The 25,100-nt window shown below is 49.2% G+C and carries 21 protein-coding genes; 4 read left to right on the top strand and 17 right to left on the bottom strand.

What is annotated here, in order from left to right; genetic code table 11:
* Positions 1-146: 146 nt before the first annotated feature.
* Complete coding sequence (locus PPRES148_RS04170) at positions 147-533, bottom strand: hypothetical protein (protein ID WP_149453376.1); 387 nt, start codon at positions 531-533, stop codon at positions 147-149.
* 293 nt (positions 534-826) lie between these two features.
* On the opposite strand from PPRES148_RS04170, the gene PPRES148_RS04175 reads away from it, so the two are divergent.
* Positions 827-985, top strand: coding sequence for a hypothetical protein (locus PPRES148_RS04175; protein ID WP_187820568.1), 159 nt, complete (start codon positions 827-829; stop codon positions 983-985).
* 1,351 nt (positions 986-2,336) lie between these two features.
* Positions 2,337-3,173: a hypothetical protein gene (locus PPRES148_RS12860; RefSeq protein WP_187820569.1), complete on the top strand. Its 837-nt coding sequence runs from the start codon at positions 2,337-2,339 to the stop codon at positions 3,171-3,173.
* Positions 3,174-4,974: 1,801 nt separating this feature from the next.
* Here the strand turns inward: PPRES148_RS12860 and PPRES148_RS04185 are convergent.
* Together PPRES148_RS04185 and PPRES148_RS10955 are read right to left on the bottom strand one after the other, a co-directional pair.
* A complete protein-coding gene (locus tag PPRES148_RS04185) occupies positions 4,975-5,196 on the bottom strand; it encodes a hypothetical protein (RefSeq protein ID WP_149453377.1) in 222 nt (73 codons plus the stop codon).
* A 2,399-nt stretch (positions 5,197-7,595) separates the two neighbouring features.
* Entirely contained in the window at positions 7,596-7,745 is a 150-nt protein-coding gene (locus PPRES148_RS10955) for a hypothetical protein (RefSeq protein ID WP_187820571.1), read from the bottom strand.
* Positions 7,746-8,561: 816 nt separating this feature from the next.
* On the opposite strand from PPRES148_RS10955, the gene PPRES148_RS04190 reads away from it, so the two are divergent.
* Complete coding sequence (locus PPRES148_RS04190) at positions 8,562-9,965, top strand: collagen-like triple helix repeat-containing protein (RefSeq protein WP_149453378.1); 1,404 nt, start codon at positions 8,562-8,564, stop codon at positions 9,963-9,965.
* A gap of 5 nt (positions 9,966-9,970) precedes the next feature.
* On the opposite strand, the gene PPRES148_RS04195 is transcribed toward PPRES148_RS04190, so the two are convergent.
* The 7 genes from PPRES148_RS04195 to PPRES148_RS04225 all read right to left on the bottom strand — a co-directional run bounded on the left by PPRES148_RS04195 (position 9,971) and on the right by PPRES148_RS04225 (position 17,135).
* A complete protein-coding gene (locus PPRES148_RS04195) occupies positions 9,971-10,186 on the bottom strand; it encodes a hypothetical protein (protein WP_149453379.1) in 216 nt (71 codons plus the stop codon).
* Positions 10,187-10,894: 708 nt separating this feature from the next.
* Positions 10,895-11,851 carry a metal ABC transporter substrate-binding protein gene (locus PPRES148_RS04200; protein ID WP_223127946.1) on the bottom strand — a complete coding sequence of 319 codons (957 nt, stop codon included), beginning with the start codon at positions 11,849-11,851 and terminating at the stop codon, positions 10,895-10,897.
* Positions 11,852-11,920: 69 nt separating this feature from the next.
* A complete protein-coding gene (gene serS, locus PPRES148_RS04205) occupies positions 11,921-13,183 on the bottom strand; it encodes a serine--tRNA ligase (RefSeq protein WP_149453381.1) in 1,263 nt (420 codons plus the stop codon).
* On the bottom strand, positions 13,177-13,797 hold the full coding sequence (gene pdxT / locus PPRES148_RS04210; RefSeq protein WP_246142894.1) for a pyridoxal 5'-phosphate synthase glutaminase subunit PdxT: 621 nt from the start codon (positions 13,795-13,797) through the stop codon (positions 13,177-13,179). The genes serS and pdxT overlap by 7 nt, the downstream gene beginning before the upstream one ends.
* A gap of 84 nt (positions 13,798-13,881) precedes the next feature.
* Positions 13,882-14,742, bottom strand: a complete 861-nt coding sequence (gene pdxS, locus PPRES148_RS04215; protein WP_149453383.1) for a pyridoxal 5'-phosphate synthase lyase subunit PdxS — start codon at positions 14,740-14,742, stop codon at positions 13,882-13,884.
* Between the two features lie 471 nt (positions 14,743-15,213).
* The gene (locus PPRES148_RS04220; RefSeq protein ID WP_149453384.1) at positions 15,214-16,581 is read right to left on the bottom strand and encodes a hypothetical protein; all 1,368 of its coding nucleotides are present in this window, start codon (positions 16,579-16,581) and stop codon (positions 15,214-15,216) included.
* Positions 16,582-16,925: 344 nt separating this feature from the next.
* On the bottom strand, positions 16,926-17,135 hold the full coding sequence (locus tag PPRES148_RS04225) for a hypothetical protein (protein WP_149453385.1): 210 nt from the start codon (positions 17,133-17,135) through the stop codon (positions 16,926-16,928).
* A 328-nt stretch (positions 17,136-17,463) separates the two neighbouring features.
* Between PPRES148_RS04225 and PPRES148_RS10970 the strand changes: the two genes are divergently transcribed.
* On the top strand, positions 17,464-18,216 hold the full coding sequence (locus tag PPRES148_RS10970) for a hypothetical protein (protein WP_187820575.1): 753 nt from the start codon (positions 17,464-17,466) through the stop codon (positions 18,214-18,216).
* Between the two features lie 182 nt (positions 18,217-18,398).
* On the opposite strand, the gene leuS is transcribed toward PPRES148_RS10970, so the two are convergent.
* Genes leuS through PPRES148_RS04265 form a run of 7 tightly spaced genes read right to left on the bottom strand, consistent with a single transcriptional unit; the run spans position 18,399 to position 24,976 of the window.
* Positions 18,399-20,846, bottom strand: coding sequence for a leucine--tRNA ligase (gene leuS / locus PPRES148_RS04235; RefSeq protein ID WP_187820576.1), 2,448 nt, complete (start codon positions 20,844-20,846; stop codon positions 18,399-18,401).
* A 23-nt stretch (positions 20,847-20,869) separates the two neighbouring features.
* Positions 20,870-21,217, bottom strand: a complete 348-nt coding sequence (gene rsfS, locus PPRES148_RS04240) for a ribosome silencing factor (RefSeq protein WP_425468238.1) — start codon at positions 21,215-21,217, stop codon at positions 20,870-20,872.
* 59 nt (positions 21,218-21,276) lie between these two features.
* A complete protein-coding gene (gene yqeK / locus PPRES148_RS04245) occupies positions 21,277-21,882 on the bottom strand; it encodes a bis(5'-nucleosyl)-tetraphosphatase (symmetrical) YqeK (protein WP_223127947.1) in 606 nt (201 codons plus the stop codon).
* Positions 21,863-22,462, bottom strand: coding sequence for a nicotinate-nucleotide adenylyltransferase (gene nadD / locus PPRES148_RS04250; protein WP_149453388.1), 600 nt, complete (start codon positions 22,460-22,462; stop codon positions 21,863-21,865). Before nadD ends, yqeK begins: the two co-directional genes overlap by 20 nt.
* Positions 22,459-23,310 carry a shikimate dehydrogenase family protein gene (locus PPRES148_RS04255; RefSeq protein ID WP_149453389.1) on the bottom strand — a complete coding sequence of 284 codons (852 nt, stop codon included), beginning with the start codon at positions 23,308-23,310 and terminating at the stop codon, positions 22,459-22,461. The genes nadD and PPRES148_RS04255 overlap by 4 nt, the downstream gene beginning before the upstream one ends.
* Positions 23,310-24,449 (bottom strand): GTPase, encoded by a 1,140-nt coding sequence (locus PPRES148_RS04260; RefSeq protein WP_149453390.1) that lies wholly within the window; start codon positions 24,447-24,449, stop codon positions 23,310-23,312. The genes PPRES148_RS04255 and PPRES148_RS04260 overlap by 1 nt, the downstream gene beginning before the upstream one ends.
* Entirely contained in the window at positions 24,446-24,976 is a 531-nt protein-coding gene (locus PPRES148_RS04265) for a YqeG family HAD IIIA-type phosphatase (protein WP_223127948.1), read from the bottom strand. Before PPRES148_RS04265 ends, PPRES148_RS04260 begins: the two co-directional genes overlap by 4 nt.
* Positions 24,977-25,100 lie beyond the last annotated feature (124 nt).

Here is a 25,100-nt window from a genome sequence, read left to right on the forward strand (position 1 = left end):
TGAGGAGGACAGTAAAATGAAACTTTAGTGGGAGATCCGCTAGAGGAGATCACTGGAACCTCGGAGCAACATCCCTATAATCGAAGTATGACCTAAAGGGTCTGAAGATTGGGATGGGATGAGAAGAGCTGGATGATGCGAGAGTATCACGTCCAGTTCTGTGAGGGACTCGGCTGAAATGCCGGGTCTACTCGACGCTTGTTGTAAAGAGCAATGGTGGTGAGCGTTCTGGGAAAAGGCAGGACGAAAGAATCCCGTCCGGTGTGAATCAGGGAGATTAGCAAGTCGAACCATGGGAGGAAAGCATCGAAAGGCTCAGTCGATGTCGAAACAAGGGTATCGGAACTTGTCCTTGGAACGAAGCCATGGAGGGCGGAACCACCTACTGTCTTGGCGGCATCCGATGCACACAGATGGAATGAACCTGATGTAGGCCCTCCCCTCATGATATAACATCGGATCGAAACCTGGATAGAACACAGCAGAGGAAGGTACGAAGAACGTGACACCAGACTGGGGTTCTGAATGGGCAAAATCCTATGGGACCATAAAAGCCACATAATGCGAGAATAGTACGTGTGGTTTTGTGAGAAGGTTGGCTGAAATGCCAGCGCTACTCGACGTGAGGGACTCGGCTGAAATGCCGGGTCTACTTGACAAACTCAACAAAAACACAATGCGAACGTAATGAAATAGAAATTTCATAATAATGTTACCTGTCATAAATACTATCTAATTGAGGTGGTATGAAACTGTATCCAACCATGAATTACTACATCGCCCATGCTGCCCAATGGGACTAACGAATCCAACAGGATCAACATGTGTGTGCCCACCGGCGGGACCAGCAGGAGCAGCGGGGCCAACAGAACCACAAGGACCACAAGGACCACAAGGACCACAAGGACCACAAGGACCACAAGGACCACAAGGACCACAAAGACCACAAGGGGACCACAAGGACCACAAGGACCGCAGGGGGTGATACGGGGGAGATACAGGGGTCTGTTTTGGCCCCCAGGGTCCACGGAAGCAACCGGACCTGATTTCAATATAGACATGACTATAGTAGCTGGGGGAAATGTAGCTGTTGGTAGTTTCTCCCCCGAATATCAAATTATTACCCCCGGCGCCGTTACGCCTGTAATTCTAGCCACTGGTAACGGCAAGAGATACGGAAGTGGGAATATACAACTCAGTGGAAACACAGATATCCTACTACCGAATACTGGAACCTATTTGATGTCCTTTCACATAGACGCTAACTATACCAGTCAGTGTAAACGGCCCCACTACACAATTCATCCCAGGTGCCTTTGGCAGTTATATAGCCTGGTTCCAACAGTCAAACACAGGCGGATCCTTCAATCAAATCGTTGGATTCTGGGTAGGCCCCGATTTGTATATGGAGGCATACGATTCTTCTATAAAGCAACACAGTTCTGTGTTGCGCCCGTGATACGGGCGAAGAAGATCTGAACAATATCTTTAGTCTCCAAATAAATTTCGCCGGCTCAGGAACAACACCGGTCAATCTTTTGGTATAACTTCCATCGACCATGGTTACGATAACAAAATATAGCAATAGTATTTGCCATTTCTACTAGTAATGTATTAGGATTGTTCCGAAATTCGTCCTTATGTCGATCGGGAAATCGCCTGCGATTTTGGAGTACAACAGAGTTTTGGGGATGGTATTTTAATTTGTCCAACCCATCCATTGGACTGCTTTCCCCCCATCCCAATGAAAAATTTTTATGTCCCATTTGTTTTCCCCCTCCAGGGGGAGATCCCGGTCTATTCCGTTGTTCTGAATCCATTATACTGGTGGTTCTATCTAGGTATTTTTGGAATCCAATCAGAATGATACCAAAATGAAAAATATTGAAACAGTAAATCCTCCGGGGGGTGTCACATCCTAACCCTTGGCCATGAATCGGACCTAAGGCCACTTGGAGAAATTTTTCTAAATCGGGGATCCTACAAATTAAGATATTTAATTCTCGAGAAGATATGGGGTTGGGGACAGTGACCGGTTGAGAATTCCAATTCAGGCACTACTTTACTCCCCCTTTTAGGAATCCCATACCGACCGCTGATTTCATTTTCATGGTAGGTAGTCCATTTCTGCGTGGGGGGACCTTGATGTCCGAGGGGGGAACATGGGGTAATCCCTTGGATCCAGATTTCGGCCAAGGGACCCAAATCCCCAGGAAATCCTCTTCTTGAATGATTCCCGGCAATCGTCATCATAAAAAAATGTTATTTTATCTGAATTTACTTTTAAAAAAAATAAATAAAACAATAAGAATTTATTTAAGAAGGGATAAATATACATGATTTTAAATTTATTTCCCCCTTGCGGTTTCCCCTCCATATGTAATATCAGCATCATTACAGGGCCCACAGGATTTACAGGACCTACGGGACCCACGGGATCCACAGGACCTACGGGACCCACGGGACCCACAGGACCCACGGGATTTACAGGATTCACAGGACCTACGGGACCCACGGGACCTACGGGTGATCCAGGGGCTACAGGATCCACGGGACCCACGGGGATTACAGGGATTACGGGGATTACAGGGATTACAGGGGTTACGGGGGTTACAGGGCCAACCGGTCCAGTCATAACAACAGACGTTACCGTAATTCCCTCCACTGCTGGAGACATCCAAACACTTGCTCCGAATACTACAACACCGATTACCCTAGTAACCCCTAGCGGGACAATATTTGGAAGTGGTGATGTCATTGTTACCACTACCGATATCATACTGCCTAGGACAGGTACCTATGTGGTGAGTTTTTCCCTGCAGGGTAGACTTGCCTCAAATGTTCCTGGCACCGCTGGAGATATTAGAGCTTTTATACTGCAATCCAACACAGGTGCATCCTTCACTCAGGCACTGGGGACCAATGGTGATTCATTGGGTGTTGCTACTGGTGCCGTCGTTCAACCCAATGTTCCTAGCTCTGGTATCAGTAGCACAGGCTTGGCTTGTGTGAGTGATACAGGTGGAGGAAATTTAAGCAATATTCTACAACTAATAGTAGCTTGGGCATCCGGCCCTCCGTTAGCGGGTATTCCTACTTCTCTGGATGTACTTCTTTTTGAAACTGTTGTTACCGTATTTCAATATTCCACTAATATTTGCATATCCCAGTAGTAGTAAGCTGGGATGGGACCATCCCATTTGTTCTGCCAAGTGCTTTCGTACGCCAAAAAACATGAAGCCCTGGGCCATGAATCGGATCTAGCTATCTAGAGGGGTGCGAACAGCCCCCTCCTATTTACTCCGGGTCTCCGCTGTTCATAGCGGGTGAATGAACAGAGGTTTTAGGGTATGAAATTATTGCATGAATCAGGCAGGCAGTATTAGGGACCGTGCAGTTTCTTGTGGGGAATGCCCTATCTATGAATCTAGTCTCACCTTTTCGTAAAGCAATTGAGTAACATAATAACATTTTTTTATGACACTGTTCCTGTTTTGGTATCTCAGGGGTATTTATCTTATTTCATATGAATTTTTATAAAATTTTTACTAGATCCTTGCGCGGAAGACGAACATTGTGTTGTAGTAAGATCCATTCTATTTATGGTACGTACAAAAACAACAAAAAATCCGTAATGTTGTTAACATTACGGACATGAAGGAACCTTGTTCCATTACCATGGACAAAGCTATAAGATCAACAAATATGGAAGTGGATGGTAAAGATGGGGTGTACACAACAGGGGAAAAAGGAGCAAGACGACCCTTTGAACAACCCCGGTAATTCCTGAATAGGTTTCCCCATTGAGGGATGCGAACAGCCCCTTCCCATTTATGTCTGTTGAGTAATACTACCCAAAACCCTGTTTATGGGTGTTGTATTGGGATGAACACAACAATCCAAAAGCAGAGCACTCCCCTGGTACAATCTTCCATACCATGGGAAATGGATACTCGTTGAAATGATCCCGTTCATTCCAGGGTTTTTCTCCCTTATTATGTAAAATAGTACCACCCTAGTATGGATGGGAATGAAAAATTTTCATAATATTTTTTTGAAAATTTTACCTTATTAGATGGATTCCCCTTTCAAGAAATTTTCTAGTAACAACGTCCACCCGGGTCTTTTCCTGTGTTATTCCCCTTCTGGATCACACGATCGAAACATAGAGTCGCTCTATTATGAAACTAATGAACATGAACGATCGATTATAGGACGTTGTTCTATGTTGATCCAGATCCATTATATGCTTCATAATTGTAAAACAGTGCTCTCCCGATGAATGTTTTTTCATTGGCTTCCTACCCTTACTTGTTTGTAATCGATCAAAATTCTCTTTTCGCAGCGTATTGACGATGAAGTTCGACGTTTAGACCACTCGCTTATTCTATCCAGCCAATAACTTCAAACCGTGTTGTTTCCATAATTCGAACCGGTTGTATACGTCGTAAGCACTGTCTGCTACCAGGCCCCTACACCCCAAGGTCGATGCTTTGAATCAATAGCTTAGACGATCTAACCCGACTACATTTGTGGAGCCCATCGCCAGGATCTAAGGTATCCTTCCCGTCCATGGTTGCCACCACAGCTACTCCTATTCCTCGGAGAAAACCCTTATCATTCCGAGGAATGGCAATATTTTGCACCCCCGTCGGCTTATCGGCACAATCACTGAATCCAAGAAAAGATATTCCCCCCTTATTACTGACAATATAATCTTTTGATATTCTTCACTAAGAAGTTCCAATAAGTTGAAAATTATTGTTTATCTGTTTTTTACAATATATTTTCATAATGTCTTTCTCATATCTCTATCGTACAATGATCGACTCAATCCTTTAGCAATCCCTATAATATCCCTTATCACCTTATTACTATTTATAACCATCATTCACTCCCCTTCACTCCGCAAATTCCCAATAGCCATAACGCAGCAACACAATCCCAACACAGGGTTTATCAATCCTACAAGTACTACTTGACTTCCCCTTGTTCAGGAGGTTGTAGACCATAGTAGCCCATATGTTTGCAATAAAATCGTCGTCTTTTTTCCTCTGTCCCTACGTCCTCATGATCTTCCCAAAGCTTCTCTGAGGGATTGGGTTTCTTTTTCCTTACCTGTTCTCTTCTTTTCTTTTTTCCTAATTCCTCATGAATATAGGGAAAATTACTTATATCATCTATGGAATAGAACACCTGCATCAACCCCCTTGTTTCTATAAATATGGTTGCTCAAATGATCACAACGGAACCCGAGGGATCAACATTCTTTACATATAAATTCATATTGCTTATATAAATAAACAAGCAATATGAATAAAAATAGTATGATGTATTAAAATATTACATAAAATTTATTTAAATAAAAATGTATCTCCTTGGGGTCAGCCACTTAGGATCAGCCACCCTTCCATTGGTAGGGCGTTATAGCCGCCTACACTTCCCGTGCGCAGGAAATTATGATATCGGTTGATGAATTGAAATGCAGAGGAAAAGGAATCGTCAAAGACATGCGGGGGGTAGTACATATGGTTTTCTGTGAAAGGGTTGGCCGGGATGCCAACCCTACTGAACATGAGAAGCTCGATGGGAATACAGGATATCTACTCGACAAATAATGAACAAAAAATAGACCCCGAAACGGGTTCCCCAATGAATAACAAAAAGGGGGCCCCTGCGGAACCAACACCAAATTAGGCATACAGCCCTCTCCTTGCCACGTTTGTGACGATATGATGAGCACACGACACAAGCCATCCCCACCCACCCTCGAATATGTGAGGGGTAATCCCATGAAAAGAGGAGATCGGCCACAAAGTCCAGGTGCGGGTTGGAAATATATATGCCCATCTCTACGAGAAAGATATACCGATTCATAAAATACCCGGGGAATTGGATTTCCCTACAAAATACTGATCCGTGGCGAAATCAGAAAAAGGGTTATGGATTGAGAAACACGTACCCCCCTCCTATTGCAAGACAATTCGTGTTCCCCCCTGTCCAAGGAAAAACATTCCCAAAAAATGATCTCCATCGATAGAAATCCAAACACGAACCACCCGCTACTGTCATTTCTATAGAAGAACAAAGAGGAAAAATATTCAAAAACATACACCCCCACGCACAAAAAACGGGGTCAGATCTAAAACGATCATCGATCCAAACGATGATCGGGTACTGTATGAGCTCCGCTACAACCTGAACAGGAACCCATAAGTCCCCGTTGTTCTTACACCGGCAGCATGAGAGCGATTGAAAATCTGCCCACCTATCCGAACGATCCCAGAGGGCTGAAACCATCACCCAACCTTGACACACACACAAGCCCATCATCCAACACCCAAAGACCTTGAAACCCTGTCCAGTCCCCCAATCCTCAGTTTTTTTCAACCCTACATGAGATGATCTAATATCCCCATATCCCTCCCTTCACACCCTGCACAACATAGAAAAAAATCACGCGGATATTAGGTGCAAAAGGATTCGCTGAGAACCCATCCCCTAGGACCTAAGCTTGATAGCTGAAATAAAACATCCTACCTAGCGGATGAGATTCCACATTCCTCAGTACTTCGTAACCATAAATACAAAAGAAAAAAACATTCCTATCCCAATAATAGGTATATATACGGAAAAACATCAGAACAAAGCGGCCACAACCCTCATCCGTTTCATGAGAAATCATCCATATTTCTGTGCAAGAACCCTTGATTTCGAAAAAAGATACCGACTTTTGGCCCGAAGACCAAACCCCTAAGCCATTCTCTCTGACTTATCTTGACAACCATGATCAAGCAATGGAACGAAGGACAAAATCCATTAGAATGATTTTCCTAGTAAATGGAATGGCCAAAATGATCTAAGATTGTAATTTCATAGTTATTTATGTATTCAAATAACAAACAGATAGATCCATTTATTTCTTGTTCGTAAATCTGATCTTCCTCATTTGTATCGCCCATAATATCCGAATTGGATCGTAAGTACCAAGATTGTTCCCTATTGTTATTGAATAACTTCAATTCTATATAATAAAATTTATATAATTATAATAAATATGTATTTATTTAATAAAGAGGAAGGATTCTCCCATAGGCGTACGAAAGAAACCAAAATTCCCTCCTGCAATGTTCCAAAATCACGGAGGAGAACTTCGCCCTCAGTCCTATATTATTTTGTTTAAATTATTTAAAATAATAAAATTTTTATAATAGAGTCTACCCCAGTACAAATACCGAAAAGGGGAGTTCCCCGACCCCCTGGTCCCACACCGAGTAGGGCTTAGCTATCCCAGCCCACACCCTTCAGAAGCACACACAATACTCTCCGCATTATACGGATCTTCCCATCCCACCCCAATCTTCAAACAGGTCCTACTTCAATTATGGGGATGTTGCTCTGAGGTCCCAGTGATCTCCCCAAATGGTTTTTCTCACTAAAGTTATCGTTTACTGTCCTCGTCAGGATGAACCACCCCCCTCGCTCTGCCTTCATTACAAGAACTTCATCGGCTGGCTGATCCGACTTCGTACGCGGGTCCCAAATTGTCCCTGGCTCTTATTATACCTGGCCATTGCCAGACGTCTGTGCAACACCTAGATTGGATTTCTCCCATCCGTTGTGTCCCACCAGAGCATGCCGCCCGGATCATAGGTCGCGTCTTCCATGACTTCTTCCGACGTACCAGGCTCACAGTCCGATCTCGACATGAGCGGTTCCTTTCGATGCGTCCCCGAACGGTTCACTCTCGTTGAGCTCCCTAATCCCTACCGGACGGGGATTCTAACCCCGCCTTTTCCTAAACCCGCTCCCCACCACCGGAGTATTTCCACATCAGCAATGGTCAGGCAGTTTGAAGCCTGCTAACTTACCAGACGACCCCGGGAAGACCAATCATTCCTCACTTATACAGCCTACTGGACACACATCGGACAAGAATCCTTCGTCCTGCCCCTTCCCAGGAAGATCCCCATTTCTCTTTACAACAGCAGCCTTGAATAGTTTTGAAACCTTCCATACCACCAGCCGATTCCGAGGGACCCCTCCCCCACCCCTCCTATGACACGCAAACCCTTACGCATCAAGAAAAAAATCATGGTTGTGAAAATTCTCACTCGGGAACGCCCATCCTTGCGAACGCGGAATGGAATAGCCAACCATACATTTCTTAATCGGTTTCATCGCGGAAACGGGGCCCTAACAATACCCGTATCCATGGATAACACCGAATACCATGCAAAACCGAGTCCAGAGAGCATCCCAACTCCCCTTACTACTGTCGCAAGAAAGTGATCTACCCCAAATCAGACTCAGAACAACCCATCTTTCTACAGGAAATAACCCTTTCCTATCAATTTAGTCATCCCTTCCAGTAAAACAATGAACCAACATTATATTATGAAATTCCTCTCCCTTCGTAACTTCGGGTACCTGCTGCCCATAACCAGAAAGGGAACTGGGTATAAAAAAACCCTTCGCGATTTTGGAGAATCGATGTAAGTAACAAAATCCTATCGTTCTCTTAATTTATAGATACTATCCAACTAAGGTGGTATGAAACCATGTCCAACCATAAGTCCTCACACTGCCCATGCTGTCCGTGCTGTCCAACGGGTCCAACAGGTCCAACACGCCCAACAGGTCCAACAGGTCCAACGGGTCCAACACGCCCAACAGGTCCAACAGGTCCAACATGTATATGCCCTCCAGGGCCAACAGGACCGCCAGGACCACAAGGAGCACAGGGAATACAAGGACCACCAGGAGCACAGGGAATACAAGGACCAGCGGGAACACCAGGACCAGCGGGTCCAGCAGGAACACCAGGACCAGCAGGAACACCAGGAACACAGGGAATACAAGGACCACCAGGACCAGCGGGTCCAGCAGGTCCAGCAGGAGCAGCAGGATCGCCAGGAACACCAGGACCAGCGGGTCCAGCAGGACCAGCAGGAGCAGCAGGATCGCCAGGGACACCAGGATCGCCGGGGACACCAGGACCAGCGGGTCCAGCAGGGCCAGCAGGGCCAGCAGGAACACCAGGAACACCAGGATCGCCGGGGACACCAGGACCAGCGGGTCCAGCAGGGCCAGCAGGAACACCAGGAACACCAGGAGCAGCAGGATCGCCAGGGACACCAGGACCAGCAGGGCCAGCAGGGCCAGCAGGGCCAGCAGGAACACCAGGAACACCAGGTCCGGCGGGACCACAAGGGACACCAGGAGCCCCAGGTCCGGCGGGACCACAAGGCACAACAGGAGCCCCAGGCCCGGCGGGACCACAAGGCACAACAGGAGCAGCAGGTCCAACAGGACCACAAGGCACAACAGGACCACAAGGCACACAAGGTACACAAGGACCACAAGGGATACAGGGCACACAAGGACCCGTGGGGCCCCAAGGTGCTACGGGTGCCACCGGGCCTGGTTTGAATACGAGTATGACCATAGTAGCTGGAGGAGGTGCCGACACCCAATTCATCACCCCTACCCCCGAAGGAGCTACCGGTACTGCTGTAACTCTTGAAACCGGTAACGGCCAAAGATACGGAAGCGGGGATATACAACTCATTGGAACCACAGATATCCTACTACCGAGTACCGGAACCTATTTAATGTCCTTTCACATAGATGCTAACTACACCAGTGCTGCCGGTGCTCCTGTCGCCGGTGCTTACGGCAGTTATGTAGCCTATTTCCGGCAGTTCACCACAGATTTTTTCTTCAATCAAATCGTTGCGTTCTGGGTTGGCCCCGCTCTAGTTAACGATGCATTTGATTCTTCTATAAGCAACACAGTTCTGGGTTGTGTCAGTGATATTCCACCACATGGACTTAACAACCACATTCGTCTTGAGATACGATTTAGCAGCTTTGGAACAACACCGGTCAATCTTGCGGTACAACTTCCGTCCACCATGGTCACGATCATAAAATACGCCGACAGTATTTGCCAACCTTATTGATCGTACTATGGTCCTAGGATCATTCCCGAACCCACTCCCACACCGAACAGGGAGATCGATGACAGTTTTGGGTTACAACGACAGTAGGACCACCGTACTTGGACCCGTCCAACACCCGTTGGACCGCTCCCTCTTCCATCCCAAAAAGAAATTTTTAGTGTTCCCCATGGGTCTCCTTGCTTCCATGGACTCATGGGTGTCGAATCAGAGGTACGAATCATACGGGACGGATCCCCTAGACACGCCTACCTTAGTTTTCGTGCTTGCCCCCTACCCATAACTATGTACTAACAAACACATAGGAGTAGATACTCCGTCATCCTTATGTCAGCAGCATGAGAACAACGGGGTCCACCCACCAAACAACCCCACCACTTCCGGCACCGAACCTAGCATATAGGAACACTCCCGACAATAGACGATCCTACAGAGGAATTTTCTTCTTAGTTCTACCCCTCTGTCTCGCAGTCCCTGGATATTATGCCACCATGCCCCAGGAAGCCACCCACCCTCGAGTCCCCTTATCCTATTTTTTTCTAGAATAAGAGGGATATTATACCATAATGATGGGTGGCTTTTTTATCGTTTTTACCGTGTTCTCTACCCAATAAAATATAACGGTTGGGGTTGGATATATACTAATAGGAATGAATGATCTACCCAACAGAATATCGTTCTGATGTGTTCTCCGAGGAGGTATGGATGGGGGAGCAAGCACTATCCCATAACATGAGTATATTCATTGAATTTAAGGACAGATCAAGGGGAAACCAAATGCCAGGGACGGGCCTTCAGGGCGGAAACGGTCCGATCGTTCCTTTTCGCAGGGATACCCCCTCATGGATACAGGGAAAGAAAACATCTCTATCCTAAGATCCAATGTCCACATTTACGAGAAAAAAACAGAACGAAAAAAGACCCACCAACCCTTATCCGTAGGATACCCCGAAACCCTTCGCTAATTGATTCAGGTTGCGTTCCATCCAATAAAAGTAACCCTGTTGACGTTCCTCCTGTGTACTACTTTCCATCGCATGCAAGGGAAGAATTTGTGCCCCAAGGGCATCGCCAATCCTATGGGCGATTCCCTGTTCCACCCCCGGCTGGGTGAACAGGGTTCTCACACCCTGGGCCCGTAAGGTAGCCATAAGGTCCTGCAAACGACGAGGAGAGGGCTCTTGATACTCATGGTGCGCCTCCAACACGGACACATACCGTAGACCATAGCGGCGCGCTAGAACGCGAAAACCATCGTGCACCACCGCCAACGTTTTCTGCCGGGCCTGCGAGAGCACCTGATCGTATCGCTGGCGCAACAATTCCAGACGTTGCTGGAGATCCCTGACATTCCGAACGTAGGAGGACTGATGGGCTGGATCCATACGAGACAAAACAGAACCTATCTGTTCCACCATCACCTTGGCCTCATGGGGATCCAGCCAACGATGGGTACGACCCGCATCGACTTCATCCGCCCCATCACCCCTATCCTCCCACAAGGCAAGGTCGAGCCAATGGGTGCCCTTCTGTTCCGACCGAACGACATCGATCAAACGACGGACGGAAGGATCCGCCCCTTCATAGACCACCAACTGAGCTCGAGCCAGGTGGGCCCGATTCCGCAAGGTAGGCTCGATATGATGGGGATCCCCACCTGCCCCCAACATGTTCTCCACGGAAACCAAATCGCCCCCAACCCCCTTCACAAAGTATTCCAGGGGGAAGGAGGTGACAACGACCCGCAGACCCTGTGCAGGCGCCAGGGAACGCTCCGATCCCGGACGGTCGCAGCCGAGGGTCCACGGCAAGAGAAACAAAAGTAGAATAAAAAAATTCCTTCTCGTCCCTATCCCTGAAAAAGGGAAAGAATGCATAGCCATACCCATCTTCACCCCCTCATACAAAAAGCTTTCTTCCATTGTATGCCAACCACAGAAACACTGGCAATGAAAGATTTACAAAGGAGGGCGCAGGAAAGACTGACCATCCCAATAGGGCCGTAGGACAGGGGGAATATAAATAGAGCCATCAGAACGACTATGACATTCGAGAAAGGAAGCCATGGTCCTCCCAATAGGTAAAGCAGAACCATTGAGTGTATGCACATGAACAGATTTTTCCCTCTCATGGGAACGGAAACGAATCCCTGCCCGACGCGCCTGAAATCCCTTGCAATTACTACAGGAGGAAACCTCACAGTAGGTACCCGCACTGGGCAACCATACCTCTAAATCATAGGTTTTAGCAGCAGAAAAACCGAGGTCCCCTGTACACAAGGAAACAACGCGATAGGGCAATTCCAGCAATTGCAAAATCCTCTCGGCATGGGAGGTCATCTCCTCCAAAGCCGACCCAGAAGCATCAGGATCCACAAATTGAACAAGCTCTACCTTCTGGAATTGATGCAAACGAATCAAACCCTTAGTATCACGACCCGCAGCCCCCGCCTCCGAGCGAAAACAGGGTGTATAAGCTACATAACGACAAGGGAGTTCCGTCAGAATGGATTCCCGGTGGTAATTCGTTATGGGTACCTCTGCCGTGGGGAGAAGATAATGATCCATTTCCCCAATCCGAAAAACATCCTCACGAAATTTAGGAAAATTGCCTGTACCCAACAACGACCGTTCGTGGACAATAAAAGGGGGAGCTATTTCTTTATAACCATGATCCCTTGTATGTACATCCAACATCCATTGTGCCAAAACACGCTCCAAACGCGCCCCTACACCCACGGTAAACGCAAACCGAGCCCCTGTTACCTTAGCGGCTCTCTCCGTGTCAATCCAACCGAGACGCGCACCCATCTCCCAATGCGGCTCCTTCGCATCAGTGGGAGGCTGGCCCCAGGTACGAACCACAACATTATCCGCCGCGTCCCGACCCATTGGTACACTCGCATCCGGTAGATTAGGAAGGGAGAGCATCTGCCCAAGCCAAGACTCTTCGGTTTCCCGTAGTACACTCTCCTGAATCCGCAACGAATGGGAAACCTCCTTGATCTCACCCGCCAGCTCCTCCCGCAGATCATGACGGGCCGCAATGGACTCGGAGAGTTGCCGTCTCCTGTGTCGTAATTGTTCCACCTCCTGCTGCTGTCGCAATTTCTGATGATCGATCGCAATCAATTGATCCCAAACCTCGGTAGCAAGACCCCGACTGAGGAAACGCCGCCTCAATTCCCCCTCATCCTTACGCACAGATTTGATATCTAACAAGAATCCTCCCCCTTACCTGTACATCCTCCTACTTCGCCCTGTTCCTTCATTGCCTCCCCCACGAACCACTGGTGCAAACGAAGGTCTTCCGTCAACTCAGGATGAAAGGAAGTAGCCAGGATTCCCTTCTGCATAACGGCCACAATGGCACCACGAACACGAGCTATGATCTCAACCCCTTCCCCCACCGATTCCACAATGGGGGCGCGAATGAAGATTGCGGGAACATTCTCCCCCACGATACGTTCCCCCCTCAAGGTACAAAGTGCCTCGAAACTATCCACCTGACGTCCAAAAGCATTGCGACGCACGGTCACATCCAACCAACCCAACGAGGGGACAGAAACGGAACCAACAGAAGAACGACTGAGTAGGATGAGACCCGCGCAAGTAGCAAAAATAGGCCTCCCCCTGCCATACCATTTCTCCAAGGCAAAACGAAAGCGGCGAAAACCGAGGAAGTTCCCGATCGTAGTGGACTCCCCCCCAGGGAGAATCAACGCCGCCACATCTTTCAACTGAGACGGTTGTTTGATGATCACAACCTTATCTCTTCCAACCCCTACACGGTATAAGGACTCAGCATGCTCACGGATCGCTCCCTGGAAACCCAAGATGCCGATTTTTATTCTTCATCTCCCCTTCCCTGATTGGATCCTATCCTATGAATCCCACATAGGAAGTAGCCGACAGAATGGCTACACATGAAGGCCACTCATAGCCGTACCCAAACTTTTACTTGCATCCAAAAGGGAGGTATAGTCTTCATGGTCCATGGTCGCTTTCACAATGGCCTTGGCGAAGGCAGCTGGATTGTCGGATTTGAAGATACCCGAACCTACAAAAACACCATCAGCCCCCAAGGCCATCAGCAAGGCCGCGTCGGCAGGTGTGGCTACACCACCCGCGGCAAAATTGACAACGGGCAAACGACCCGTGTGCTGAACCTCGAGCAACAACTCATAGGGAACCCCCCACTCCCGAGACCTATGTACCAACCTTTCCTCAGTCCTACCCTGAAGGGAACGAACCTGGTCCTGAATACGCCGTAAATGACGAACGGCCTCGACAATATTTCCCGTTCCAGGCTCCCCCTTCGTACGAAGCATGGCAGCCCCTTCGGAGACACGACGTAAGGCCTCCCCCAAATCACGCGCGCCACAAACAAAGGGAACGGTAAATCTCTTTTTGTCTATGTGGAATTCATCATCAGCAGGAGTCAGAACTTCACTCTCGTCGATATAGTCTACCCCAAGAGCCTGCAACACATGGGCCTCCATAAAATGACCGATCCGAACCTTAGCCATCACAGGAATCGTAACGGATTTTTGAATTTTCTCGATCCGACTCGGATCCGCCATACGGGCCACTCCACCCGCAGCCCGGATATCCGCAGGTACACGCTCGAGGGCCATCACAGCCACCGCCCCAGCATCCTCCGCAATGCGGGCTTGATCCTCGTGGACCACATCCATAATCACACCTGACTTCAACATAGATGCCATACCCCGCTTGACACGCTGCGTTCCGGTCCTATGTTCTTCCGCATTCCCCGACATGACTTCCCCCCTCATGGGCCATCCTGGACACGGCACAACAAAACCGCCCTCCCATTTCCTTTCATTCTAGCGAAATGAGACTAGGAGGAGCAAGGGGGAAAAATCCATATCCCCCATGCAAATGATTCTTCAGACCGGAACACTGGGGATCCAACCCAAGCCGAGGGCGTAGGATCAACCCTCCGGTTTCTACACAACCGCCCAGTACCTGTGCAGATTCCCATTTCTTACCTTGTTGGATTTATTATTATCATAATGAAATAAACCCTCTCTCATGTCCCGGGAAATCCCCCCGATTCCCGCTGCCACACACCCAACAACCATGGAATCAGGGGGGACCCCCAGTACTCACCTATCCACCGGAACCCAAAGAACTACACTCTGAGACGGTCCTAACATAAACCTGTGTTCCCGGGGAACCCAGACGAAAATCATTTCCCGTATTTTTTATATAAATCCCCTTGATCTCATTTAGCGGGATTGATGGTACTCTGAATCCCTCTTCACCTTCTCATTATCTTCCCTTACGATCCTATTATTCTCCCCAACGACCCTCTTGTACCTCACGGCACAAAATTGGGCATCATCAGATTCCATGGAATGCCATGTCTTTACCGTATCCTTCATACATCTTATTTGATCGGGTAACCAATTGGTTCTGCCATGCATGTTATCCAGTGCCTCTTTTTCACTGCTGTAGGAACCCTCGCTACCAAGCCTAGTACTCATCACATTGGAAGGTGTGGGCTTATAGGTATGATGCTCCCCTAGGGCATGGGTGAGTTCATGTTGTAGGACATGGGCATCGTACTCAGCATGATCCCCTTCTGAATGATGGTTGGCACTCACAAGAGAACTGGGAAACTCACCAGCTCTCGCTACCAACGGTGGTATCCACATATTGCTATACCCTAGAGCATTCCTAGCTATTTCCTCAGTCTGCTCTGTAAAACCAACCTTGATGTCCACGGGATCGGAGGGACGGGGGGCAATAGAAACCAAATGGGGACGCAAACCATAAGGAGGGGGCCCAACAAAATTTGTTTCCGAAGGTTGGCAACTGACCATTTCCAATGGGGCCCCCATGGCTTTATAAAAACGATCACTTACCATCTGAACCAGGTATTTGATATCTTCCTTCCATCCTGGATGACCCTTGCGATAGGAAGGATCAGCATACACAGCAATACGGATGGAATTTGAAAATGAATTCCTGGTATTACTTTGTGGATTTTTTTCCTCTATGCTAGGGTCCTTCCCCGATGATTCCTTAGTAGAAATTTCCTTTCTTTCCCTAGCGATCTCCCCGGTGGTTCCCTCCTCGGAAGGACGATTAGAAGTCCCCCCATCGGGGGATGAGGGCACAGCTTGTGATCGAAAACTTCGATTGTACCCTAGTCCTCCTTCCCTGCTTTCTTCTGTATGGGACCCGCTATAGGATGTTTTTCTTGAAGATTCATCGTCATACCCAGAGTTCTCCTTTCTGATTTGATCCTCTTCCCCTGGATCGATTCTCAATCCATCCGAAGAGCGAAGGGTACTACTCTTTTTACTGGGCAGGATTCGAATCACAACATCTACAGTGGAACCATCCCTGGATTGATACGAATCATCCGTTAGCTCATAATCCACACCCTTCCGAGACATCTTCCTCTTGATATCATTCTTTAGTTCCTCACTTATAGATTCCTTACGTATCGGTTGCCAATAGGGGGTGGACGATAAACGATTCGGATCGGTTTCTGCGTTTGCGGATGGGGCAGGAACTAGAAGTGCAATGAGGCCTACGGTAAGGATGGTAGGGTAGAAGGAAGCAGCCCTCCCTTGGACCCAATTCATAGAAAACACCCCCATTGTTAAATATTTTAATATTTTATTTTTTATATAATTATCCTCATATATATTATACACTATATATTATAAATTTATAAATAATATCTATTTTCAAAACATTACATATCATGGTGCCCTTCCTGATTCGGAATTCATCCCCTAACTCATAAAAAGTTCATAAAAGCATACGACACAACCCTAGGAGTCGTGTCCCTAAAAACAACGTCTCACACACACGCAATCGAACTCGGACTACCATACACACATTCCCTTCTTCTCCATCATGGAACCCTAGAACCCTTCACCTTGAACCCTTCACCTTGAACCCTTCACCTTGAACCCTTCACGCCCTACTCCCCTTCGGGACAGACCAGGCAAACCAAGATGAACCCTTGTTGCTCCGTAGTACTACCCCCAAAAGAAACCCACAGGAACATAGACCATAGCATCCCTACCAACTGATCTCCTTTTTCCGTCCCCTTATGGCCCCACCCTACTATTTTGCTATAGCCACGTGGAAAGAGACGCCGGCATTCCCCCTGGTCCCCCGTGCGATCCACTGAATCCCTTTCCGATCAGGAGAATCCCCCCACATCCGTCACGGAGAGATTCCACCATCGAACCCCCATCCCGTTTCGCCAGAAACAAATTGGGCTGTCTCCAATGGGAAGTCACACGGTACGCCCATCCCCACACACACATAGAATGAGAGTGAACTTGGCATCCCCCGTGCTTAGATGGGGGGGTGACCGAGGACCTCCATTCCCACCACCAATGTACAACAAAAATAGTACCCCCCCTATCCCATATATCCGTTCACAGACAACGAAATACCCACCGTCCTCATTCACACCAACCCATTCCATAAAAACATAGGAGGGATTCCCATTGGCTTTTGGTATATGTCCCTCATCCTGTAATTTTCCCTTCCCCATTATTTGTTGTGGCACAGGCAGTACGGGCTCCACCACAGGTCCAACAGGCCCAACAGGTCCAACAGGTCCCACGGGCCCAACAGGTCCCACGGGTGACCCCGGCACCACGGGAGCCACAGGACCCACGGGAACCTTCACAGGGGGGGGCACGGGAACTACAGGTGCTACGGGAACTACAGGTGCCACAGGTCCAACAGGTCCCACGGGTGACCCCGGCGCCACGGGGGCTACAGGAAGCACGGGAGCCACGGGGAGCACGGGCATTACGGGTTCACTCGCTCTCTCCGATTTGTTCCGTCAGGCCACTAGCACCACCCCTATAGTCGTAGTCTCTGGTACACCCTTCAATTTCCCAGCAGCAACCATCTTTCACTCCAATGGAGCCGACATTACACCACCTGTTGCCGCCACCACCACGTTCACTCTAACAGGCGATGCTACCTACTATCTCAATCTCATATTTGGAGCTACTCTTGGACTCGGCATCCTTACCACCACCGTTACGGCCACGTTGAACGGAATGACACCAGTAGGAGTCACCAGTCTGAGCGCAACACTCGGGTTGACTGATACGGAGTTGAGTCTAGTATCCATTTTTAGTACACCGGCTGGGGGACCCAGTTCTTTACAATTCATACTCACAACCACCATAGCAGGAGCATTCTTGATATCAAGGTATCAGCTGGCCATCATTAGGATTGCTTAGTATAAAAAGCATAAATTTAGTAAAAATTAAATAATATATAAAAATAATTGTAAATAGTAATAAAATATAAATTACAAACGAATTTGCATCATATTAAGATTGCTGCCCTGCACCCACTCTATACTTGTGCGGAGAAAACTATAAAATAAGTAAAAATACAAAAATATACAAAAAGAGCCGCCTCACGGGGCGGCTTTTGATACTACCAGATTGAGCAAACGACCGGGTACAAACACAACCTTACGAACCTCACATCCCTTCAACCAGCGCTCCACCTGCGACTCAGCCCGGGCTGCCGTCAACACGACCTCCTCCCCGCTATCGGCCGGTAAGGAAAGACAACACCGCAATTTCCCGTTCACCTGAATGGCCCATGTCACTTCCTCGGATTCCCAATGGACGGGATCACAAACAGGCCAATCAGCGAGATGAACACTCCCCTTCTGTTGCAAATGCTGCTGCCAGAATGTCTCGGCCAGGTGGGGCACAATAGGGGCCAACAACCTTGCCAACTGGTGCAAAACCTCCCCCTGCACCTTAGGCCCTGCTCCAGGACCCCATTGTTGCAGGGCCCGCACTAGTTCCATGATCGTACTAATGGCTGTGTTGAAATGCCATCGTTCCCCTATGTCACGCGTGATCCTCTGTATCGCCCGATGAACATGCTTACGCAGTTCCTTCGCGTCCGCGGGATCAGAAGGGCCCCCCTCCCCCTCTTTCTGCCATCGATCAAAGATGGATTCCAAACGTTGTAGGAAACGGTGACAACCCTTGACACCCTCATCACTCCACTCCATATCCTTCTCGGGGGGGGCTGCGAAGAGAATGAACATACGTGCTGTATCCGCCCCGTACTGATCGAGCAGAACTCTGGGACTCACCACATTACCCCGCGACTTCGACATCTTCGCACCATCCTGAAGGACCATACCTTGGGGTAAAAGACGCGCAAAGGGCTCCCTGACAGGGGAGAGACCTTCATCATACAGAAAATGAGTAATGAAACGAGCATACAATAAGTGCAACACAGCATGTTCCACGCCGCCTACATAAATATCGACGGGCATCCACTCCGCAACCTTTTCCCTCGAAAAGGGCAGGTCCTGATTGTGTGGATCCGCATAACGGAAGAAGTACCAGGTAGAATCCATAAAGGTATCCATCGTATCCAACTCGCGCTCCGCTTTCTCCCCACAACGGGGACAATCCACAACCCTAAAGGTAGGGGAGGAGGCCATAGGATTCTTACCCCGCACGAATTGAACATCAGTAGGTAGCTTCACCGGTACATCCTTTAGGGGCACGGGAACCACACCACATCGGGGACAATGGATGATGGGAATTGGTGTACCCCAATACCTCTGTCGGGAAATCAACCAGTCATGCACACGATGTCTGGTAACCCGACCCAACCTATCACCCCCGAACTGATCCAACCACAACTTCGTGACCTCCTCACTAGAGAGGCCAGCTCCAGGACAACCTGCCTTGATGCGCCCCACTCCTGTATAGGGGGACGACGATATCTCCTCCCCCGATGTAGGTTCGACAACAGGACGAATCGGCAAATCATGGGCTTGGGCGAACACGAAATCATCCCCATCATGCGCGGGAACACCCACCGTCTCCTGAACCCCACAACCGGGAGCCAGGTAATCAACAACCCATACAGGGAGTTTCCCCTCGGTCCAGGGATGGATGGCCTGAACCCCCTCTATGAGAAATCCCTTTGTACCATCACAAGCGTAATCGCGACGACGACGATGTTCCTGCCATTCCCGTAATCCCTCCGATACAGGACATAGACGGGAAAGATGGGGGCTCTCGGGGGACAATGCCACGTAAGTGATACCAGGTGCTGAATCCAATCGGGAAAGAAAGAGAGGAAGAACGACCCGCTCCCCATCCGAGTCCAAGTGAAACGCCATTTCAAAACCTTCACGATATCCGATCCAGTTGCGCTGCATGGTCTTGATATGTTCAGGCCAATCCATTGCATCGAGACCTTTTTGCAACGCGGCTGCGTAACGACCAATCCGCAGAAACCACTGTACCAAGTCCTTCATCTGAACAGGCGTATCACAACTCCAACAATGACCCCCCGCCACCTGCTCATTAGCCAGAACCGTTTGGCAGGAAGGGCACCAATTGACAGCTGCACTGGCCTGATAAGCCAAACCACGATCATAGAGTAGGAGGAAAATATATTGTGTCCACCGGTAGTACTCCTCCTGGCAGGTGGTTACGTAAAGATCCCAATCATAGGCCAACCCCATACTGCGCAATTCCCTCTGGAAACGATCGATATTGGTTGCCGTCCACCGCGCCGGATCAATCCCCCGCTTCATAGCCGCATTTTCTGCGGGTAATCCAAACCCATCGGCCCCCATATTCTGTAAAACCCGCTTCCCCTGCATGCGATGAAAACGAGCCAATACATCCGATATCGTGTACACTCGCATATGACCCATATGTAAACCATCACCTGAGGGATAGGGAAACTGTGGCAGTACATAGCGGGTCTCCTTTCCGCAATCCCCCCCCTTCATAGGCAAACGATAGGTTCCCTTTTCTTCCCAATAGGACTGCCATTTCCTTTCTGCTTTCACACGAGCCGATGGTCCCCCCATAACCCTTTTTCCTCCCATTCCGGCTAACTCTCCCGCAACTGAACCGTTCCCGCATCTCCCCAAAGCCGCTCCAAATGGTAAAACTCCCTCTCCTCATGATGGAATACGTGTACCACCACATCACCTAAATCCAACAGAACCCAGCGTCCCCCCGTATACCCCTCCATCCGAGGAATGGAGACGCCCTCTTCCAGCATAGACTCCTTGATAGCCCGCACAATGGCCTGCACTTGGTTCACAGATTGACCGTGGCAAATCACAAAATAGTCCGTAAAGGTTGCCAACCGCTGTACATTGAGAATGACAACACCCTGGGCCTTCTTGTTATGAGCCACCTGAGCCACACGCTGCGCCATCTGTTCTATATCCAACCACCCATCCCCCTCACCTTCCCCTTACACCATTCCGACTTCACAGAACCGCCCGTTGATCAGCTGAACAAACCGACGCTACCCGTAGCCCATGTTTCCTCGGCCTCTTCTGGACCGTGGTACTCATTATAAGCGAGTAACGTATACGGATGAACCATTTTCCTCTCCTGAACCAATCTAGATATTTGGCGATAGAGGGCCTCCTTGATCGCTAACTCCGACTGATCGGGAACAAGGGTCCTCAACTCCTCCACCCCCGGATAATCGCGTCCCGGCTCTACCCGATCCGCCAGGTAAATGATCTTCTCCAGCATTGTCATCTGGGGCTTCCCTGTAGAGTGATACCGTACAGCATTCAACACCTGGGCATTCTCTATCCCCAATTCCTCCCTTGCCCATAGGGCCGCAACGGGTCCATGCCAAATGGAGATGGGATAAACCATCCAGGTCATTTCCAAACGTCCCAAATAGGAGGCCAATTGTTTCTGGGACCATTCCTTACAGGCATCATGCAGAAGGGCAGACAAACCAGCATCATCCGTATCCACACCGTACGCAGTCGCCATATCCACCGCAATTTCATGAACCCCCTGGATGTGTCGCCATCGTTGGGGAGAAACCATACCCTGAACCGTATTCGTAATGCTATTTTCCCTTATTTTCACAACCATATAATCCTCTCTCATAGATGTAGGATAGGACACGATCAGGAACGAGATACTGCACAGAACACCCCTGTAACAAACGCCGACGAAGAACGGAAGAGGAAAGCCAAAACCCTACGGCCGGCGTGAGATAATGGACAAACCCAAAATGCTTCGGTATCTCCGGCATCTTGACACCTGGGCGCGCAAGAATGACCAACTGAGCATAACGGGGAATACATTCGCTTCGGTACCAACTGGCCAGGGTACCGGCACTGTCAGCACCCAGAAGCAAAAAAAACTGTTCCCCACCGCCCACCCGTACCAGCTGAGCTAGTGTATCGACGGTATAGGAAAACCCCGGCCGTTGCAACTCCACAGTACACAAACGAAAATGGGAATTATGGGCCAGAGCTAATCGTACCATCGCAACACGATGTTCAGCAGAAAGAAGGCTATCCCTATCCTTGTGAGGTGGCTTAGGAGCAGGTATAAACCAAACCTCTTGCAACTGCAAAGCATCGCGCGCACACTCGGCTAGCCAAAGATGACCCTGATGAATAGGGTCGAAAGTCCCACCCAATAGCCCGATCCGCCTCATACGCCTTCTGGCCCCTTTACGCCGTGGTAACCCATAGCCTGCAGGGACCAGGCAATCAAGAAACTCATGGGAACCGTACGCTGAAACCACAATTCCAAAGAAAGCGACAATTGCTGAAGAAACATACCCAAACCCATATGGATCGACGCACCCGCCTGCTGGGCCTGTGAAAGCCAATGCGTAGGGTGAGGGCGGTACACAAGATCGCTCGCCACATGCTGCCTACTCAACCAATGGCCGGGGAAGGGAACCTCTCCCTGGCCACGCCAACCTACAGGAGTAGCATTCACCACAAGGTGTACACAAGGGAGCGCATCGCGTAGTCGTGTCCAAGACACTACCTGCCCCCGATAGAGGCTGGCCAAATGTCTCGCACGCCCTAACGTACGATTGACAAAATACATAGGCCCCACATGATGGGCCACCAGGGCAGCCACAATAGCATGCGCGGCTCCCCCTGCACCCAGGACCAAAACCCTCTGTTGTGGAAGAAAGGACTCCCCCCATTCCCGCTGCAGGGAACGTACATAACCAGCACCATCTGTATTGTAACCAATCCAAGCCCCGTCGGGCCGACGGAAAATCACATTGACGGCCTGGGCTTGTACCGCAGTATCATCCAGACCGTCTAGGAGAGGAATGATGGTTTGTTTATGCGGCGCCGTTACATGATAACCTAGGGAATCAGGTCCACTAAGCTGGGACCAAGCTGCTGCCAACTGCGCAGCTGGTATGGAAAAACCGTCATACGTATACGTAGACTCGAGACCCAATTCCTTCAAGGCCCGCGGGACCAAGAGCGGGGAGAGAGAATGGGCGATCGGATACCCTAACAATCCCAGCCGCACTATGTACCTACCTCAACCTTCCCAACAATGGACGGCCGCTGATCGACGGAAATCCCCTGCGGAACACGAAGGATAAATTGTGCTGGGGAATATCCCACGGTAATCCACCCCAATCCACTGATCACCAAGTCCGTTCTTTTGCCACCAGAGATCGTAAAAATCACCGTCCTCCAAGTCATCTCCTCTACCACATCCCCATAGGGAGGAGCCAACAAGGAACCGCGATGCTTGATCCACAACTCATCGGCACGCTCCTGTTTCGTCCGATGAACAGGCAGCCGATTGGATACACAAACCATACAGGGCTGGCGCTGCCCCATCTGTACCTCAAAACGCACAACACCCCCAAGAAAGAGCATTTGTCCAGCAGCCAAATGGTGAATGCGAACACGAAGAGCCTCCGAGGGAACGATAGCAGCGGCATCGGCCGCAGGTAGCCATTCACTGACGCGATCCGGGCGAACCATACCCGGCGTGTCACACAGCAAGCCCCCCTTCCCCCAAGGGAGAACCACATTCCCCAGCGTAGTTCCGGGGTATGCGGAAACACTCAGCGATGGACGTGAATCTGGGGCCAAAAGACGATTGATCCAGGTTGATTTACCCACGTTGGTCGTTCCTACTACACAAATTTTTTTCCCGTTGATAGGCTCCCATAGCAACCTACGCAACCGCCCCATCCCCAAACCCATTCTAGCACTACAAAGATGAATCGCTTCTGGCCTGAGCCCCTGTTTCCTTGCCTCCCTATATAAAAAACCCTGGACCCGGGTGGGGAAAGTGCGCGTGGGTAGGAGGTCCATTTTGTTCCCTATGAGCCACAAACGACGACGGCCCACTACACTCGCCAGATTCGGAATCCAACTCCCCGGTATATCCAGGAGATCCACGAGATGGAGGACCAAGCCATCTTCACATAAAGTTTCCACGATATTCTGCCAACAAGTTTCGCTCTTGTGTTCAACGGAACTACATACCCCATAATGACGCAAACGATAACAACGTTGACAAACTATGGGGAAACGCCGTAGAACATGGGGCACTACATACCCAGGCTGCTGTGGATCCTCAGGTTGTAAGAGGGCACCACAACCCGGGCAATGCGGAGCAGGGGGGGGAGGGGAGTCGGTAGAGCTCACGGAGCGTCACATCCTTTACCGCGATGACGATCCATCCAACGAAAGAGGATCTTCTCCAAGCGCCGATTGAGATCAGCCCAGATTCCCCCGCGAAAGGAAATCGGCTGGACAAAAATCGTCCGCAAACCAGCCCGATTCCCCCCTAGAACGTCCGTGAGAAGCTGATCACCCATGATAGCTGCCTCCTCCGGTTTGGCCCGTACCAACGCCAATGCATGTTGAAAAGAACCCTGCAGAGGCTTGAACGCTGCACAAACATAGGGAATGGCCAGGGGATCAGCAAACTGCATCACACGATCACGACAGTTATTGGAAATGATGGCCAACTGCAGTCCCGATCGACGGAGGTTACCCAACCATTGTAGCAAATTTGGTGTGGCCTCCGTACGATTAAAAGCAACCAACGTATCATCCAAATCCAGCAACAGTGCCCTTACACCCGAACGCAACAAATCCTCCGCCTGCACATCATAAATGGAAGATACTACCCTATCCGGTCGCACCCATCGTAACAGAAAGAAACTCACCCCAATCGAAAATTACATAATTTTTTAAATGAAGAAAAATGGCAAGTATAGATTTTCCGCTCCAACCATCCCACTTTTATTGTAGCCCGTTTTTATCCCCCAATGCAATCATACTGTGAACTTC

Source organism: Pasteuria penetrans (genome assembly GCF_900538055.1).
Classification (GTDB): domain Bacteria; phylum Bacillota; class Bacilli; order Thermoactinomycetales; family Thermoactinomycetaceae; genus Pasteuria; species Pasteuria penetrans.

Excerpts from the sequence above, each read along its gene's own strand:
- PPRES148_RS04190 (WP_149453378.1), top strand. The coding sequence starts at position 8,562 with ATGTCCAACCATAAGTCCTCACACTGCCCATGCTGTCCGTGCTGTCCA.
- PPRES148_RS04200 (WP_223127946.1), bottom strand. The coding sequence starts at position 11,851 with ATGGGTATGGCTATGCATTCTTTCCCTTTTTCAGGGATAGGGACGAGA.
- PPRES148_RS04195 (WP_149453379.1), bottom strand. The coding sequence starts at position 10,186 with ATGATTCGTACCTCTGATTCGACACCCATGAGTCCATGGAAGCAAGGA.
- PPRES148_RS04220 (WP_149453384.1), bottom strand. The coding sequence starts at position 16,581 with ATGAATTGGGTCCAAGGGAGGGCTGCTTCCTTCTACCCTACCATCCTT.
- PPRES148_RS12860 (WP_187820569.1), top strand. The coding sequence starts at position 2,337 with ATGATTTTAAATTTATTTCCCCCTTGCGGTTTCCCCTCCATATGTAAT.
- pdxS (WP_149453383.1), bottom strand. The coding sequence starts at position 14,742 with ATGTCGGGGAATGCGGAAGAACATAGGACCGGAACGCAGCGTGTCAAG.
- nadD (WP_149453388.1), bottom strand. The coding sequence starts at position 22,462 with ATGAGGCGGATCGGGCTATTGGGTGGGACTTTCGACCCTATTCATCAG.
- leuS (WP_187820576.1), bottom strand. The coding sequence starts at position 20,846 with ATGGGGGGACCATCGGCTCGTGTGAAAGCAGAAAGGAAATGGCAGTCC.